Origin of the sequence: Bacteroides uniformis, from assembly GCF_025147485.1 — a bacterium.
Classification (GTDB): Bacteria; Bacteroidota; Bacteroidia; order Bacteroidales; family Bacteroidaceae; genus Bacteroides; species Bacteroides uniformis.
On sequence record NZ_CP102263.1, the window covers coordinates 1,960,661 to 1,977,976 of the forward strand.

Below are 17,316 nucleotides of genomic sequence, written 5' to 3' on the forward strand. Positions count from 1 at the left end.
GAAAAATCCAACCAGTTATTTCTATCTAAAAGAATGCGTAACTTTTTTTAGTAGATGGAATAGGAACTCTTGCAGTTTTGTGCTTTTGTTAACATTTTTATTCCTATTTAACGGAGTACTTGCATTGCATGCTCAAAATGTTACCATTTCACTGGATGTGAAAAACAAAAGCATCACGGAGGTGCTATCAATCATTGAAAAAAAGAACAATCTGTTTTTTACTTATGATTACAATCTGTTCAATCCCAAGCGAAAGATTTCGGTGTCTTTAAAAAATAAAAAGATTGAGGAAATCTTGAAGGTGGTTTTCAAAGGGGAAAATATCGGCTATAAAATTAAGGGAAAGAATGTGGTGTTGTATAAAATTGATTCCAAAGTGTCGAAAGGACAGCAGAGGAGTGCCAAAAGGATTTCGGGGATTATCCGAGACCTCTCTGGTGTTCCTATCATCGGCGCTTCCATTGCTGTGGAAAACGGTGCCGGTGGTACCATTTCTGATTTGAATGGTAAATTCTCTTTGAATGCGCACGAAAACGACTTGCTGACGATTTCGTACATCGGTTTCGGCAAGAAGGAACTGAGAGTGAAGAAGGATTATTACGAAATTACGCTGGAAGAGGATGCCAATCTAGTTGATGAAGTGGTAGTTGTGGGGTATGGTACGCAGAAGAGAGGTAACTTGACGGGAAGTATTGCTTCGTTAAAGACCAAGGAGATCAATACGACTGTGAGCTCCAGCCTGGCGCAATCTTTACAGGGTAAGATGCCGGGATTGCAGATAAGACAGCAGAATGGTGAGCCGGGTACTTTTAATTCTATGATTAACATCCGCGGCTATGGAGAACCTTTGTATGTCATCGATGGTATTGTACGCGATGGTAGCGTTGAATTCCAACAATTGAATCCTAGTGACATCGAAAGTGTTTCGGTGTTGAAGGACGCTTCCGCTGCAGTATATGGCATGAATGCCAGTAATGGTGTGATTGTGGTGACTACGAAGAGAGGGGAATCCCACCGTCCTCAGTTTACGTATTCGGGTAATGTGGGCTGGCAGAAGGTTACTGACCGTCCCCTCATGGCCAATGCGGCCCAATATCTGGAAATGTACGATGATGCGATTTTTTATAGAGACGGGGTGCATAGTATTACCAATGAAGAACTAAATAAGTGGAGAGCTGGCGGACCGGGTTATGAAAGCACGGACTGGTACAATGAAACCATGAAAAAAGCCAGTTTGAGACATAATCATAACTTGTCTATTGAGGGTGGCAATAAGATTATGAAATACTTCCTCAGTTTCAGCTACTATGATGAAGACGGTATTTTCAAGAGTGGGGATATGGGTTATGACCGCTATACGTTCAGAAGCAATGTTTCTGCCAAATTGAACCGTTATCTGACAACGGATGTGATGGTTTCGGGCCGTTATGGCATGAGGGATTTCCCGGGTGGTGATGGCTTTATATGGATGTACAAAGGTACCATCATCAGTCATCCGAACGAACGTCCGTATATTAACGATGACCCGGCTTATCCGGCGAATATCTACAATCAGGAAAATCCGGTGGTGATGTCACAGAAAAAGCATGCAGGGTATACGGTGGACAAGAACAAATCGCTTCAGTCGGCTGTTTCGCTGACTTATGATGCGCCTTTCTTGAAGGGACTGCAGGCGAAAGGCACCATTGCCTATGACAGCTATAGTGTATTCAATAAAAATTTATGGAAGAGTTATCGCATTTATTCGTCCGATTTGAATTATCAGTTGAAAAACAAGCCGCGTATTGCCAATAATGTGGAAGATGCAGACCGCATTGTGTTGCAGGCGCAGGTGACATTCGACAGAACCTTCCTGGACAAACATCATGTTTCGGCATTAGTTGCTTACGAACAGAAGAAATATGAGAAGAAACACTCTTACTTGAAACGTGAATATGATTTTTACACGACAGATGTGATGGATTATGCATCGGGGGTACAGACGAATAGCGGTACGGAACATGAAGAGACAACTATGGCATACATCGGTAAATTTAACTATGACTACATGGGTAAGTATTTATTTGAATATGCTTGCCGTTATGACGGCTCTTACCGTTATGCACCCGGCAAAAGATGGGCGTTCTCTCCTTCTTTATCAGCCGGCTGGAGAATCTCTGAAGAAAGCTTTATCAAAGATAATTTTTCGTTTATTGATAATTTGAAAATCCGTGGTTCTTATGGCGTCATTGGTGAAAATGTAGGAGAGCCATTCCAACACGTGATGGGTTTCACACCTAATGTGAATATTGGTTATGAGTTTGAAGATGGCAAGTTCCTGGGTACGATGGCAGCTCCGGGTGTGATCAATCGGGACTTTACGTGGGTGCGTTCGGAGATGTATAATGTGGGGGTCGAGTTTTCTGTGCTAAGAAACAAACTGAATTTTGAACTTGACTTCTATAAGAAACACAAGAGCGGAAAGTTGAAAATCAGAGAAGGCAACTTGCCGAATACGTTTGGTGGATCAATGCCGGTGGAGAATGTGGAAAGTGAACGTACACAGGGTTTTGACTTGACCATTTCTCACAAAAATCGCATCAATGATTTCTCTTACAGCGCTTCTTTCAACATGAATATTGCCAGAACCATGCATCGCACAGTGGATAAACCGGCTGCACGAAGCAGTTACGACCGTTGGAAGAATGGATATACAAACCGTTGGAATGACTTGGTTTGGGGATTCGACAAAGTCGGACAGTTCCAAAATTATGAAGAGATTTTACATGGGGCTATTCATTGCGACAATAGAGGAAATACGCAGTTGTTGCCGGGTGATTATATCTATGATGATTATAACGGTGATGGTGTGATCAATGGTTATGATACCAAACCGATATTCAGAAACAAGACACCGAAACTCTTTTATGGTTTTACGTTGAATGCACAATGGAAAAATATGGATTTGACAATGGTGTTCCAAGGTGCTGGTATGTACAACATCCGTTTCAATGAGGTATTCAGCCAAATGTTCTTCAACAATGGTAATTTACCTGCTTATTTCTTTGACAGATGGCATTTGGAGGATTCCTATGATCCTGACAACACCAATTGGGTGCCTGGTAAATGGCCTGCTAATCGTTTCTCTCAGGAAATGGGTTCTTCTTACCGCGATAGTCAGGCATGGAACATGAAAGCGTCTTATTTACGCCTGAAGAGCTTTGAAGTGGGTTATATATTGCCTAGAACATTTACTAAAAAATATGGTGTTGAAAATTTGAGACTCTATTTCAATGCATACAATCTCTTTACATTCACCGACTCGTTCTTGAAACAGTTTGACCCTGAAAAGACGGAGGGTGACTATGGTGCCGGATACAACTATCCTTTGACAAAGAGTTTTAATGTAGGCTTAAGTGTTTCATTCTAAATATTATACGTATGAAAAAGATGTTAAATTTTAAATATGTAATTGTGGGGTTCTTGCTCGTGTTATGTGGAGCTTGTTCTGATTTTCTGGATTTAGAACCAAAAAATAAAATACCGGGTGAAAGTGTCTTGTCGGATCCCAATGGTATCAAGTCGTTTCTAGCTGATCTCTATTATGGTTCACCGATTGAAGATTTTGTATATATGCCTGCTGCCGGATTTAACGCCAGAGGGAATACTGGTTCTTTGACGTTGGCGCAATATGCGCTGGAAGCCATCCATTCGGAATGGCCCAACTGGAACCAATTTGCCAATGACTGGTGGAATAAGGGGTATTTTTTGAACAGAAATATCAATCTGCTGATGACGTATATTCCCAATTTGGATATTTCGGTAGAGGAAAAGGATGCGTTGATGGGGGAAGCCCATTTCTTAAGGGCGTATACTTATTTTGGTTTGGCGAAGCGTTATGGGGGGGTATCCATCATTACGAAGTATCAGGAGTTTGAGCCGAATACGGATAACTTGAAGGTACCTCGTAGCACAGAAAAAGAAACGTGGGATTTTGTGATGGAGGAATGTGACAGGGCGATTCGTCTGTTGCCGGAAACCAGAAACAATCCGAGTGAAGAGAAGCGCAGGGCGACGAAGTGGACGGCGTATGCTCTGAAGTCAAGGGCAGCATTACATGCAGCTTCTGTAGCTAAATATTGGGACAAGGCTCCGTTGGAAGGGGAAGCGGTGGATAAGAATTTTGTTGGTTTGGACAAGTCAGATGCCAGCCGTTATTATCAGGCTTGCATAGATGCTTCTAAAGCTATCATCGCTTCCAATAGGTTTGGGTTGTATAAGGCGCATCCAGGTAGTGTGCAAGAAGCGATTGCTAACTACAGAGCGCTTTTCACAGATCCGAATGTGGCTGGTGAAGAGGCTATTTTTATCAAAGGCTATGGAGCTCCGGGTACTCGGATTGCACATGATTATGATGCCTGGAACAATCCGAATCAGAATGCGGAAGGATTCCCTCACAGAGGTAGAACCAATCCAATTCTTGAGTTGATTGACTTGTATGAGGATTATACCAATCCGGGGCATGCTGCTCCGATCATCACTACGGAAGATGGAAAGGTGAGCGATAATGAAGGCTATCGTCCGTATGTTGCTTATCGCCATTTTGATTCGCCGGAGGAAATCTTCAAGCATAAGGATGCCCGCTTTTTTGCTTGCATCACGTATCCGAACAGTGTGTGGAAAGGGAAGAAGATTGTAATCCAGGGGGGGGTGATTAAACCGAATGGTGACTTGATGAGTTCACCGGGTGCTTGTGAACATAATGGTAAGACGTATTATACATTCGGTGCTCAATTCTCGAAGGATTATTCGGGTTTTGACGGTACACCGAACTGTACGCGTACGGGGTTCTTGATGCGCAAATTCTTAAATGAGAACCTGACCGTGACCAAGGAGTTGCAGTCGACTACCGACTTTATGGATTTCAGATACGCCGAAATCTTGCTGAACTTTGCGGAAGCGGTTGTTGAAAAGGGTGAAACGGATGGTAATTTGCTGGATATGGCCAAGAAGGGACTGAATGACTTGCGTAAGAGAGCAGCTCATACTACAGAGGTTGACTTGACTCTTGATAATGTGTTGCGCGAAAGGAGAATTGAGTTGGCTTTTGAAAATAAGGGTTACTGGGATTTGATTAGACGCAGGGATTTCCATTCGGAATTCGATAACCGCCGTAAAATGGCGTTGGTGCCTATGATTGATTTACGAGGGGAAAAGCCTCAGTATATTTTTGTGCGTAAGTTTGTACCGGGTGCAAACTCTTGTACTTTCCAAACGCATCATTATTACAGACATATTCCTGGAACTTCTACCAATGGTTTAACTCAGAATCCAAAACACTAATTTAACAATAGCAACTATGAAACGTAACATTAAAAATATGGCTTTCGCTTTGCTGACATTGTTTGCAGTCACTTCCTGCGACTTGTTGGAAATAGACAACTATGATGGTCCGAATGCTACCATTGAAGGCAAAATCTTAGACATTGAAACTGGCGAACTGGTTGAACAGGATATTATTGACGGGGCACAAATCGAATTTATCGAACATGGGTTTGAGAATCCTGAAACGCAATACATGGTAATTAAGAACAATGGTACGTATCGAAACAACGTGATGTTTGCAGGTTCGTATACGATGAGTCTGATGCGTGGTAACTTTGTGTCTGTCAAAGATCAAGAAGTTGTGGTGAAAGGTAATACGGTATATGACTTCAGAGTGCAGCCTTACATCCGTATTAAAAATGCTTCCATTCAAAAAAATGGTAGCAAGGTTGTGGCTAAGTTCCGTCTAGAAAAGACGGTTGACCAAGAGGTGGCGGAAGTGGCTCTTTACGGTCACCGTGAACCGAATGTTGGCGAACCACTCAAGGAGTTTGTGGTAAAGCAAGGTGTGGATAACTCGTACCTTGGCAATGAGTTTACATTGGAATTGGACTTAAAACATGAAAATATAAAATCCGGCACGCAATATTACTTTAGAATTGGCGCAAGAATTAACATTGGCGGTGCGAAATTCAATTACGTTCCTGCAGTAAGACTAGCTTTGTAAGATGAAGAGACAATTACTCACTATAGGCTCTTTATGGGTCTGTTCTCTACTTTTTGCACATCCTTGTTCTTCGGGACAAGAAATGCAATGGATCGATCATGTTGAAATGTATACGTCTAAACGTCCACCGGTGGAAAAAAGACTTTTCCGGTCAGAAGTCGTCGAACGGGTTATTGAGGAGACGGTCACTCTACTGAAAAATGAGAAGCTCAAATGGATGTTTGCCAACTGTTTTCCCAACACATTGGACACGACGGTGTTTTATGAATCGGAACCGGAGGACGACACTTTTGTGGTAACGGGGGATATTCCGGCAATGTGGCTTAGGGATTCTTCCGCCCAGGTGTGGCCTTATCTGATGTACGCCAATGAGGACGAGCGGTTGAGGAAAATGATTCGGGGGGTGATTCTACGACAGTTCAGATTAGTTCTGCTGGATCCGTATGCGAATGCGTTCTACCGTGATCTCTCTGGAAAAGGGGAGTGGCAAAATGACAGGACACCAATGAGAGGGGGAATTCACGAAAGAAAGTGGGAAATCGACTCGCTGTGTTATGTTGTTCGTCTGGCTTATCATTATTGGAAAGTAACCGGTGATGACAGCGTTTTTACAGCGGAATGGATGCAGGTGGTTGAATCTATCCTGACAGTTTTCAAAGACCAGCAACGGAAGGAGAATCGGGGTAATTATTCGTTTTTACGTGTGACGGACCGGCAGTATGACACGTTATCCAACGATGGATATGGAAATCCGGTCCGTGCCAACGGACTGATTGCCTCTTCTTTTCGCCCTTCGGATGACGCGACTGTTTATCCGTTCCTGATTCCTTCCAACTTTTTTGCTGTGACCAGCTTGCGTCAGATGGAGGAGATCCTATTGAAGGTGAACAAAAACAAAGCAATGGCTCGTGCGTGCAATGTGTTGTATATGGAAGTGGGCGAAGCGTTGAAAAAACATGCCATACACAAGCATCCTACCTATGGAAAGATTTATGCTTTTGAAGTGGACGGATACGGCAATCAGCTCTGCATGGATGATGCTAATATTCCCAGTCTGCTGGCTTTGCCCTACATCTGCGATGTGAAGCCCTCGGATAGGATTTATCAGAATACGCGAAAATATCTGTTGAGTCTGGACAATCCGTATTTTTTCAAGGGCAAATATGCCGAAGGCATCGGTGGCCCTCACATAGGAATGGACATGGTGTGGCCCATGAGCATAATCATACGTGCCATGACGTCGGAGAACGATGAGGAAATCAAATTGTGCGTTGCCATGCTGTTGGCTACGGATGCTAATACAGGCTTTATGCATGAGTCTTTTCACAAAGATCAGCCTGAAAAGTTCACACGTTCGTGGTTTGCCTGGCAAAATTCCTTGTTTGGTGAATTGGTTCTTAAGATTATTAGAGACGGAAAGTTACATCTTTTAAATGAATTATGATGAAAAGGATTTATATTATAATACTACTCCTATACTGCTGGGTCTCGTTTTTACCGGCACAGGATATATGTTCTCCGGTACGAGAAGGTTATTTATCAATGTCTGATGAGAAGAAGAAGCTGACCGTTCTCTTGTCAGGCGCTTCTTTTGCATCCGTGGATAACGGTTGGTTTGAGTTGGGGTGTGAGGCGTTGCGTGCGAAGGGAATCAACCGGGCCATCGGAGGAGAAGCCATTGCGGATGTGGCGAACCGAATGTCACGTGGCGATTTGTATTCCCGTGAGGAATTGGACGAGGTGGATGTCTTCGTGATTATGCAGGTACACAACCGGGATGTGTATGCCCCGAATGAGCTGAAAAAGGACTATCACGAATATGCCTTGCCTTTTACCCGTGGGAACTATGCGGCCGCTTTTGATTATGTAATCAAGAAATACATATCCGATTGTTATCAACTTCAATTTGACAAAGGTTCGAAGTATTACGGTGTGAAAGGGGGGAAGCCGGCTGTGATTCTGCTTTGTACCCATTGGCACGATGCACGCGTGGTGTATAATGAATCTATCAGGAAACTCTCCGACAAATGGGGCTTTCCACTGGTAAAATTTGATGAACAGATTGGCTTTTCAAAGACCGTTGAGCATCCAGAAACACACCGACAAACGAGCACTCTCTTTGCCGATGACACAGAGTGTATTGATGGGGTTGAGTATGGATGGCATCCCAACCGGGGTAAAGACTGTTATATTCAAAACCGTATGGCTGCTGTTTTTGTAGCCCAAATACAATCCTTAGTTCTGTAAGAAAATGAAACATTTATACTTTTTGTGTGTTGTGTTTGTTTTTTTATTCGCAGGGTACGCCCTCTCTCAGGGATCGAATAAAGAACATAACTTGACTCCCGTTGACTATGTCAACCCTTATATGGGCAACATCAGCCATTTACTAGTACCCACTTATCCTACGATTCATTTGCCCAACAGCATGTTGCGTGTATATCCCGAACGGAGTGATTATACAGGTAGTCAATTACATGGATTGCCGCTCATCATTACCAGCCATCGGGGCACTTCGGCCTTTAACCTTAGTCCTTGCCAAGGAGAGCCGTTACAGCCGGTCGTAAACTATAGCTATGACCATGAGAACGTCAAGCCCTACTATTACGAAGTGTTTTTGGATGAAGAACAAATTGAGGTCAAGTATGCGCCTTCACGTCAATCGGCTTTATACCAACTCCGCTTTACCCAAACGGACAAACCGGCTTATCTCATTGTGAATTCCCGGCACGGAAAAGTTCAGGTAGCGGAAAACCATATCAGTGGTTACCAGCATTTGGATAACAACACTCGAGTCTATCTGTATTTGGAAACTGAGCAGATGCCAGTACAATCAGACATGCTGGTGGATGGGAAATTGAGCCGTACGACGACTGCAGAAGGTCACAATGCGTGTGCGGTGTTGGCCTTTGCAAAACAAACTGAGTATGTGCGTGTAAGATACGGTATTTCATTTATCAGTGAAGAACAAGCTCGCAAAAACATGGAACGTGAATTGTCCGGTTATGATGTGGTGGCACTGGCTGATAAAGGGCGGAATATCTGGAATGCTTCCTTGGGCAAGATAGACGTTAAGGGAGGAGATACTGACAGTAAGCGGGTATTTTATACTTCTTTGTACAGGGTATTTGAACGCCCAGTCTGTATCAGCGAAGACGGGCGCTATTTCAGCGCGTTCGATCATCGGGTACATAATGATTATGGTTTGCCTTTCTATACAGATGATTGGATATGGGACACATATCGTGCAGCCCATCCATTACGTGTACTTATCGATCAAAATACGGAGTTGGACATCATTCGGTCCTATTTGCGTATGGCAGAACAGATGGGAACGATGTGGATGCCTACTTTCCCGGAAATTACAGGAGATTCTCGACGAATGAATTCTAATCATGGAGTGGCTACGATTGCAGATGCGGCTGCCAAAGGAATCAAGTTTGATTTAACCAAAGCATACAATGTGTGCAAACGTGCTATTGAAGAGAAGACATTGGCTCCTTGGTCAGCAGCAACCTGTGGCTGGATTGATCTGTTTTATAAAGAAAAGGGGTATATCCCTGCTTTGCAGCCTGATGAAAAGGAAACTGATCCGAATGTACATTCCTTCGAAAAACGTCAATCTGTAGCCGTGACACTCGGAACGGCGTATGACGAATGGTGTCTGTCACGCATCGCTGAAATGCTAAATAAGGATGAAGAAGCTGCCTACTATCGTTGTCGTTCGTTTAATTATCGCCATATTTACAACAAGGAAACGTGCTTTTTCCATCCAAAGGATAAAAATGGCAAGTGGATTAGCCCATTTGATTACCGCTTTTCTGGTGGTCAGGGTGCCCGTGAGTATTATGGAGAAAATAATGGTTGGGTGTATCGTTGGGATGTGCCGCATAATATTGCCGACCTTATTGAACTGATGAATGGCAAGGAACAGTTTGTTGCCAATTTGGATCAGATGTTCAATGAGTCTTTGGGAAAAAGTAAATTTGATTTCTATTCTCAATTACCCGATCATACTGGCAATGTGGGACAATTCTCCATGGCGAATGAGCCGTCTCTGCATATTCCTTATCTTTATTGTTATGCTGGTCAGCCTTGGAAAACTCAGAAGCGTATCCGCCAGTTGTTAAAGATGTGGTTTCGCAATGATTTGATGGGCATTCCTGGGGATGAAGATGGAGGGGGCATGTCAGCCTTTGTTGTCTTTTCTTCTCTCGGTTTTTATCCTGTCACTCCGGGACTGCCTATTTATACCATTGGCAGTCCGATGTTCAGTGAGGTCCGTATCAAGTTACATAACAACAAGTTTTTCACAATTATAGCAGAGGGGGTGTCAGATGAAAATAAATACATCCAGTCGGCCACTCTCAATGGCAAAGAATTGAATCATGCCTGGTTTGCACATGAGGATTTGATAAATGAAGGTGTATTGATCTTGAAAATGGGAAACAGACAAAATAAGATGTGGGGTATCGATTGTCCACCACCCTCTCATGGGCTGAAATAAAGAAGTTGTAAATTATATCAACGACTATCCCAGTTCTGATTTTAATTTTACTATTGGTCAAGGTTGGGTTTATGTTTATTTATGACTGATTCCAATCAAGATTTATACATAGTGGTATGAGTTTGGGTTAAGAATATATGGGTATAAGCCAATAAAATTTTGGTAACCATGTCATATTACGGATATTCCCAAACTTTTCATTACTCTTTTTTTGCTCTCTGTAATACGTAACATGAGAGGGTGCTCTCCGTTTGATAACACTTTACTCTTAAAACAAATCACTGAAACCTTGATACTCATTGCTTTAAAGGTTGTGCAGCGGTTTACACTATGGTTTACACTAACCTTGATTTTGTCCCATTTCTACTGCTAAAATCAGGAAATGTATAAAAAGAAAAAGTGCCGATAATCATTGGATTACCAGCACTTTACTCAGTCGGGATGACAAGATTCGAACTTGCGACCACACGCCCCCCAGACGCGTACTCTACCGGGCTGAGCTACATCCCGTCTTTCTTTGAATTGCGGTGCAAAGGTACGTATTTATGGGGATTCTGCAAATTTTCTTCCTCTTTTTTTGTATTAATAATGAGTTTTTTTCTTTTGATATGCGTAACTTGTTGTTTTGTAGTTGATTATCAGCTGCTGTGATGTTGATTGTTGTTTGTATTTGTTTATATACAGTCTACTTTAATATTTTAGGAAAGTTTTAGGGAGAAAACGTGGCAGAAATTAGGTATATATTTTCTTCTGTTAATCAGTATTAAATAGGCGATATTTTTATAAACCTATTTTTCTTCTTTTGAGAAATAACCCTATATTTTTGCTGCACTTTAATATTTATAATATGGCAACATTTAAAGTGCTTTTGCATTCCTCTAATAGGAGGAAGGATGGAACCTATCCGGTTTCATTGAGAATCATAAAGAACATGAAAGCCAAGTATATTTCACTGGGGCTTTACTCCAAGAAGGAGGAATGGGACGTTATTGGTGAACGTTTCAGATGTGATAAGCGTGTCTGTCCTAATTATAAGGAATTCAATGCGCGAATAGTTCAACTGCTGGCACGCGCTCAAGAAGTCGAGCGCCATTTTGAGTTTGATAGGATTGATTGGACGCTGAATCAATTCGAGGATGCTTTCCTATATAAGGATAAGAAGGGAAAGTTCTTGGATTTCGCATTGTTGTGTATTAAGGATATGAAAGAAACGGGACATATCGGTAATGCAAAAGTGTGGGAAAAGGTCATCTGTAATATGAAATTGTTCGACAAGAAGCTGTCCACACGTTATTTTCAAGAGATAGACATCAAGTATGTTGGAAAATCCAGTGTAAGCTGCCCCCTAAAACCAAGCGATTCTGCCCCCTTGTGCTAAAATAATCCTACCCCCTTGATTCCAATATAAAAATACCCCTGCTTGGCAATGCCCGGCAGGGGATTTTTCGTAGATTTGATTCCCGTCTTGACCGGTGGGATAAAATCATTTCTACTATGACAACAAAGATAGCAAACATCCTCCAATGTTACGCATTGGGGATGGGGATAAAGCAGATAAGCAGGAGCTTTGAGCTTTCCCGCAACACGGTGCGCAGATATGTGCGCCTGTTTCAAGAGTGTGGTATACCGATAAAGGAGTTGGCCGCCATGCCTTCCGCTCGCATCCAGGAAATGTTCTCTGAAGGTGTTGGCCGTAACAGGGAACCGTCACAACGCCAGCTTGAGCTTGAGGCACTCCTTCCTGAGTATGCTGCCCGGCTTAGCCGCCGAGGCGTAACAGTGAAAACCCTGTACGAAGAGTACCGCGAGACCCATCCTGACGGATACAGACATGCCAGTTTCGGCAACTATCTCATGCGTTACCGTATGGTGACACATGTCGTAGGCCATGTCGAGCATTATGCCGGAGACCAGATGTATATCGACTTCGCCGGTGACAAACTGGAAGTCGTTGACAGTGAAAGCGGTGAATGTCGCAGCGTTGAAGTGTTCGTGGCCATACTTCCGTGCAGCCACTATACCTATTGTGAGGCGGTCTGGTCCCAGTCAAGACAGGACTTGATTAAGGCGTGTGAGAACGCGCTTCATTTTTACGGCGGGGTTCCGATGGCGATCGTACCAGACAACCTCAAATCGGCGGTAACCCGCAGCGACCGTAACGAGCCGGTAATCAACGAGGAGTTTGCGGCATTTGCCGAACACTACGGATGTACCGTATACCCCACACGGGTACGTCATCCAAAGGACAAGGCCTTGGTGGAGAATGCCGTGAAGCTACTTTACCGATCCGTCTACGCTGACATCGAGGGTCTTGTATTCCACTCGCTGGAGTCTCTGAATGCGGCCATATCCGAATCGCTCTCGGCCTTCAACGGACGCAGGATGAGCGGGCGTCCCCAGTCCAGACGGGAACAGTTCGAGCAGATTGAGTCCGACTGCCTCCGCCCGCTTCCCGCCATACGCCATCAGATGAAAGAGCGACGCTCCGCAACAGTAATGCGTAACGGCTATGTCACCTTCAGGCTTCACCATTACAGCGTACCGAAAGAGTATATAGGCAAACGTGTCGAGATTGTCTATGATGCGGACACGCTGGAAATATATCATGGCCTGCGTCTGGTGACCACACACCAGCGCGATGACACGCCATACTCCTATACGACCAAGGATGCCCACGGACTGCCCGGACGTCATGGAAGTTATGAAAAGGATCTGGAACAGATTTACGAACGGGCCGGCCAGACAGATAACGTCCTGCTGCTGTATCTGCGCAAGGTGGCGGAACTCAAGAAGTATCCTCCCGCGGCGTTCCGTTCATGCAGAGGCATCATGGCGTTGGAGAAGACCTTCGGGCTGGAACGGTTGGTGGCGGCAAGCGCATGCGCCACGCAACTGCGCCTATACGGATATCAGGAGATAAGGCGGATCCTTGAACGCGGGGATGATGCAGACTTCCTGTCAAAAGACGACATTGACGATGAGGTCCCCGTAACATCTATCCACAAAAACATCCGCGGAGCAGCCTACTTCGCACAATTAAAACATTTAAATAGAGACAACAATGGAAACAAATAATCTTACCGCACCGATAGCTGTCGAAAAAGACCGCAACACGTTGACAATCGAACTGATGAACCGTATGAAGCTGCACGGCATGGCCGCCGCCTTCACTGAAAGCCTAACCTCCACTATGGCAGAAACAATGACAATCGACTCTTTCCTGCACATGTTACTTGCCAGGGAATGGGACTACCGTGCCAATGCAGCCATCCAACGCCTTATACGCGGGGCGGCGTTCCGCTACAAGGCCTGCCTCGAGCAGATAGACTATGCAATCCCGCGTGGCCTTGACCGCAATCAGATGGAGCGGCTTGCATCGCTGGAGTTCATCCGCAAGGGACAGAACCTCTTCATCACAGGGTCATCCGGTACCGGGAAGAGCTTCCTTGCCACAGCAATGGGGTATGAAGCCTGCAAGAAGGGCATACGGACATATTATGCGAATGCTCCGAAACTTATGGGTACGCTTAAGGTGGCAAAAGTAAAAGGCACACTGGAATCGGAACTCAAGAGAATCGAACGGAGCACGCTGCTCATATTGGATGACCTCTTCCTTGTGAACCTTGATGCCAAGGAACGACCCATCCTGCTCGATATAATAGAGGACCGACATGGGCGCAAGTCCATCATCATCACCTCGCAACTGCCAACGGACAATTGGTATGATGCAATCGGAGACCCTACAGTAGCAGATGCCATTATGGATCGTATTATACATACGGCGCACCGGATTGAGCTGACAGGAGAAAGTGTCCGTAAAATGGCTGCATACAGAGGGAAATAAACTAAAATAATAATAACCCCATCGGTCAAGACTTTTTAAGGGGGCATTGTTGAATGTTTTAAGGGGGCAGAATCGCTTGGTTTTAGGGGGCAGCTTACACTGGATTTTCCAAGTATAATTAACCAAGAAGATAAATTAAAAAAGAGCTTCGATTACACACTTCCTGGTAATTCTGAAACAGACAAGGGTCAGTCATTAACTGTTTTTAGCTCTGAAAGCTCTCTTTTAGTTCCTAAAGATACAACAAATCTAAATATTGAACAACAATTTATGGACGAAATTATAGAGAAAGCTAAGAAATCATCCCCTATTGGTACAGAAAAGACGTGGGGAAGTAAAGTTTATATAAATGCTGGAATAGGATGAACATGTTGTCTGTGTACTTTATTTATATTGGTGTTCATTGTGTTGTTACGCTTTCACTACTTTATAAAAGATTATGTAATAAATATTTGGATAGTCAAAAATAATTAAATATATTTGTTCTTCATAAGGTATAAATGTGCTATATACAGTGTGTTAGTATAGTGCATTGAGTATTAATATGAACAAATATTAGGATTATGGCGACTAAAAAGAACGGCTTTAATACTGGAATTGCTAGTGAGTATTTGGTGTTGTCCATGTTGTATCGGTTGAATTATGAGGCTTATATAACAATGGGAAATAAGAAAAGTGTTGATATTTGGATAATGAGGGATGATAAAACTGCTGTCTCGATTGATGTGAAATCTGTTCGTGAATATGATTCTATTCCCGTAGGTAATGTGGAGGCAAAAGATAACCACTATGTTATATTTGTGATATATAATAAAAAATTTGAAATTGAAGGTACTCCTACACTGCCTGATTTTTATATAGTTCCTAGTTCATATGTGGTAGAAAACAGGAAAGAATATGAATTGAAAGCTGGTGGAGAACGTTATAATATCTTTAAAAAGGATATTGAAGGATATAAAAATCATTGGGAGCTGTTGAATTCTTCTATTAAAAGTGGGAATGTTACACATGGTAAACTGGAAAAAGAAATGAATAGCAAAGAAGAAAAACAATTAGTTAGTTCTCGGTGGAATGACTGCAGTACAATGAGTATTATTCATACTCCTACTGAAGAAGAGAGGAAAAAAGCAACTGATGAAATGGTTGACAATCTAATTAAGAATATAAAGAAATTTGCTGACAATGAAAGAGAAGATGAAGGTAAGGAGGAGGGGTAGATTAGTCTAATTATAATTCATGTATATAATAGAATGCCGTTTAATGAAAATATTGAATGGCATTTTTTTTGTTTTGAATGCTATTGTAAGAATAGATACTATTTATAAGTGTTGGTAAAATAGGGATTGCTTATGGGGAATTGATAGGGAATTGGAGAGCATTTTTTGTTGTCCGCGGTTAAAGAATGTCCGAACTTTATAGTGTACTAAAATAAATGATATTATGGTTTGTTTCGGAGTTGATTTGTATCGATTTTCATTAATTTGTAATGATTATTTTAGAAAAGTTGTATATAAAAAAGAAAAAGGAGATGAACAGATTGTTCTAACTCCTTCTATATCTGAAAGTAATATTAAGTTCTTGAAAATTAGCTCTTTGTTTCCCCCAGACGCGTACTCTACCGGGCTGAGCTACATCCCGAATTGCGGGTGCAAATGTACGGCTTTATTTTAAAATAGCAAATATTTATAGTGCTTTTTTTATTGAATGAACCTATATTTTGCAGTTTCAAGGCTTTCGGTCAACGTGTCCTGCTCTCTTTTTACTTGTATGCCTGCTTCGCAAGGCAATGGCTTTGAGCGGGCAGGCATACTTTGAATGAAGTTATTGCAGGTTTAGGCTGTTTCTTACGGAAGTGATAGCCGGACTTTCGGGCGTTACGGATTTCCGGGTACAATAATCGAATTCCGCAGATTTTTCGCCGCTAAATGATTTCCACTTCAGTTTCAATTTAACGGTCTTGCCTTCTGTATCAGGCAGGGCATCCAACTTGAAAGCAACCAGTCCGTCCGCATACCTGCCGTAAATGTCGCCCTTGGCATTGTGGCGGAATTCTACTTCATACGGGTTTTCCGGATTCTCGCTCAGCAGCAGATTGACAAAGTGCTTTGTTTGATAGTCTCCTTGCTGAGTTCTAAAGCGAAGGGTCAGATAACCGTCTTCTGCGATGGTTACCCAATCGTTCACTATTTCCACCGGGTCGGTGCCGTATACGGTATCGTTCTCTTCACCCAAATCCGGGGCGATGGGTTTGGTAAGGATACTGTCTATCCAGTTTATATGTACAGCTTGGGTGTAGATATCGCTGGGCTCGTCCACTTCCTTGTAGTTTACTAAAGCGCGGACTTCCTTCTCGCCGTAGGGAGATTTCGTCATGTTGGTAGGCAGCAGAGTGGTCTTGTCATCCAATTGCAGAAAGACTGTCTGGTCTGCATCGGTCTTTACCGTTACCAGGGCATTGGGGAATCTCATGGCATAATTATCATCGTCGTCCAGGCACGATTGGAGGCTTAAGGAGCTGATGGTTGCAATAGCGATTAAAATTTTCTTGTTAAAGATTGACTTCATTTTCATAGTGTACTCTTTTAAATTAAACATTTGGAATAGGTCTTGCTTTTATAGAAATAGCATATTTGCGAAAACCCTGCATGCAGCATTGTTAATTAATGATAAGAGCCGGAGTAAGCTGGTGCGGAATATTATTCCCCGATACATGAAAGATATTTGTATATCAGGTGGAATATGATTACCTTTGCTGTATGAGATGCACATCTCGCGTGTGTTGAGATGTATGTCTCGAACTGCATGAGATGTGCATCTCGTGCATGTTGGGGAATAGCTGTCCGGCCGTATGGAAACTGGCTTTCTGTTTAGGGGAAGTAACCTTCGGGTGGGGTGTCAGCAGTCTGGTTGCAGTAAGAAACATTATGTTCATTG

General features: G+C 43.0%; 11 protein-coding genes, 1 tRNA gene and 1 pseudogene. 10 read left to right on the plus strand and 3 right to left on the minus strand.

The features are described from left to right. Positions 1–157 precede the first annotated feature (157 nt). The 6 genes from NQ510_RS07465 to NQ510_RS07490 all read left to right on the plus strand — a co-directional run bounded on the left by NQ510_RS07465 (position 158) and on the right by NQ510_RS07490 (position 10,538). Positions 158–3,409: a TonB-dependent receptor gene (locus tag NQ510_RS07465; RefSeq protein WP_227238993.1), complete on the plus strand. Its 3,252-nt coding sequence runs from the start codon at positions 158–160 to the stop codon at positions 3,407–3,409. Positions 3,410–3,420: 11 nt separating this feature from the next. Continuing rightward, positions 3,421–5,322, plus strand: a complete 1,902-nt coding sequence (locus NQ510_RS07470) for a RagB/SusD family nutrient uptake outer membrane protein (RefSeq protein ID WP_005824124.1) — start codon at positions 3,421–3,423, stop codon at positions 5,320–5,322. Between the two features lie 16 nt (positions 5,323–5,338). Beyond that, complete coding sequence (locus NQ510_RS07475; protein ID WP_005824122.1) at positions 5,339–6,031, plus strand: DUF3823 domain-containing protein; 693 nt, start codon at positions 5,339–5,341, stop codon at positions 6,029–6,031. Between the two features lie 82 nt (positions 6,032–6,113). Further along, positions 6,114–7,475, plus strand: coding sequence for a glycoside hydrolase family 125 protein (locus NQ510_RS07480; RefSeq protein ID WP_005824121.1), 1,362 nt, complete (start codon positions 6,114–6,116; stop codon positions 7,473–7,475). Then, complete coding sequence (locus NQ510_RS07485) at positions 7,472–8,278, plus strand: DUF5040 domain-containing protein (RefSeq protein WP_005824118.1); 807 nt, start codon at positions 7,472–7,474, stop codon at positions 8,276–8,278. The genes NQ510_RS07480 and NQ510_RS07485 overlap by 4 nt, the downstream gene beginning before the upstream one ends. A gap of 4 nt (positions 8,279–8,282) precedes the next feature. Beyond that, positions 8,283–10,538, plus strand: coding sequence for a GH92 family glycosyl hydrolase (locus NQ510_RS07490; protein ID WP_005824115.1), 2,256 nt, complete (start codon positions 8,283–8,285; stop codon positions 10,536–10,538). Positions 10,539–10,715: 177 nt separating this feature from the next. Here the strand turns inward: NQ510_RS07490 and NQ510_RS07495 are convergent. Next, a pseudogene (locus tag NQ510_RS07495) lies at positions 10,716–10,838 on the minus strand (Arm DNA-binding domain-containing protein); the annotation flags it as partial. A 136-nt stretch (positions 10,839–10,974) separates the two neighbouring features. Continuing rightward, positions 10,975–11,048, minus strand: a tRNA-Pro gene (locus tag NQ510_RS07500). A 337-nt stretch (positions 11,049–11,385) separates the two neighbouring features. On the opposite strand from NQ510_RS07500, the gene NQ510_RS07505 reads away from it, so the two are divergent. The 4 genes from NQ510_RS07505 to NQ510_RS07520 all read left to right on the plus strand — a co-directional run bounded on the left by NQ510_RS07505 (position 11,386) and on the right by NQ510_RS07520 (position 15,599). Next, positions 11,386–11,916, plus strand: coding sequence for an Arm DNA-binding domain-containing protein (locus NQ510_RS07505; RefSeq protein WP_005824111.1), 531 nt, complete (start codon positions 11,386–11,388; stop codon positions 11,914–11,916). Between the two features lie 116 nt (positions 11,917–12,032). Next, the gene (gene istA / locus NQ510_RS07510) at positions 12,033–13,613 is read left to right on the plus strand and encodes an IS21 family transposase (RefSeq protein ID WP_005829261.1); all 1,581 of its coding nucleotides are present in this window, start codon (positions 12,033–12,035) and stop codon (positions 13,611–13,613) included. Next, on the plus strand, positions 13,600–14,382 hold the full coding sequence (gene istB, locus NQ510_RS07515) for an IS21-like element helper ATPase IstB (RefSeq protein WP_005824105.1): 783 nt from the start codon (positions 13,600–13,602) through the stop codon (positions 14,380–14,382). Before istA ends, istB begins: the two co-directional genes overlap by 14 nt. A gap of 563 nt (positions 14,383–14,945) precedes the next feature. After that, positions 14,946–15,599, plus strand: a complete 654-nt coding sequence (locus tag NQ510_RS07520; protein ID WP_005824100.1) for a hypothetical protein — start codon at positions 14,946–14,948, stop codon at positions 15,597–15,599. Between the two features lie 604 nt (positions 15,600–16,203). Here the strand turns inward: NQ510_RS07520 and NQ510_RS07525 are convergent. Further along, complete coding sequence (locus NQ510_RS07525; protein ID WP_008665687.1) at positions 16,204–16,953, minus strand: NigD1/NigD2 family lipoprotein; 750 nt, start codon at positions 16,951–16,953, stop codon at positions 16,204–16,206. Between the last annotated feature and the right edge of the window lie 363 nt (positions 16,954–17,316).

Bases quoted from the DNA above. Each gene is read 5' to 3' on its own strand.
- istA (WP_005829261.1), top strand. From the start codon at position 12,033: ATGACAACAAAGATAGCAAACATCCTCCAATGTTACGCATTGGGGATG.
- NQ510_RS07480 (WP_005824121.1), top strand. From the start codon at position 6,114: ATGCAATGGATCGATCATGTTGAAATGTATACGTCTAAACGTCCACCG.
- NQ510_RS07485 (WP_005824118.1), top strand. From the start codon at position 7,472: ATGATGAAAAGGATTTATATTATAATACTACTCCTATACTGCTGGGTC.
- NQ510_RS07520 (WP_005824100.1), top strand. From the start codon at position 14,946: ATGGCGACTAAAAAGAACGGCTTTAATACTGGAATTGCTAGTGAGTAT.
- NQ510_RS07475 (WP_005824122.1), top strand. From the start codon at position 5,339: ATGAAACGTAACATTAAAAATATGGCTTTCGCTTTGCTGACATTGTTT.
- NQ510_RS07490 (WP_005824115.1), top strand. From the start codon at position 8,283: ATGAAACATTTATACTTTTTGTGTGTTGTGTTTGTTTTTTTATTCGCA.
- NQ510_RS07470 (WP_005824124.1), top strand. From the start codon at position 3,421: ATGAAAAAGATGTTAAATTTTAAATATGTAATTGTGGGGTTCTTGCTC.
- NQ510_RS07525 (WP_008665687.1), bottom strand. From the start codon at position 16,953: ATGAAAATGAAGTCAATCTTTAACAAGAAAATTTTAATCGCTATTGCA.
- NQ510_RS07505 (WP_005824111.1), top strand. From the start codon at position 11,386: ATGGCAACATTTAAAGTGCTTTTGCATTCCTCTAATAGGAGGAAGGAT.
- istB (WP_005824105.1), top strand. From the start codon at position 13,600: ATGGAAACAAATAATCTTACCGCACCGATAGCTGTCGAAAAAGACCGC.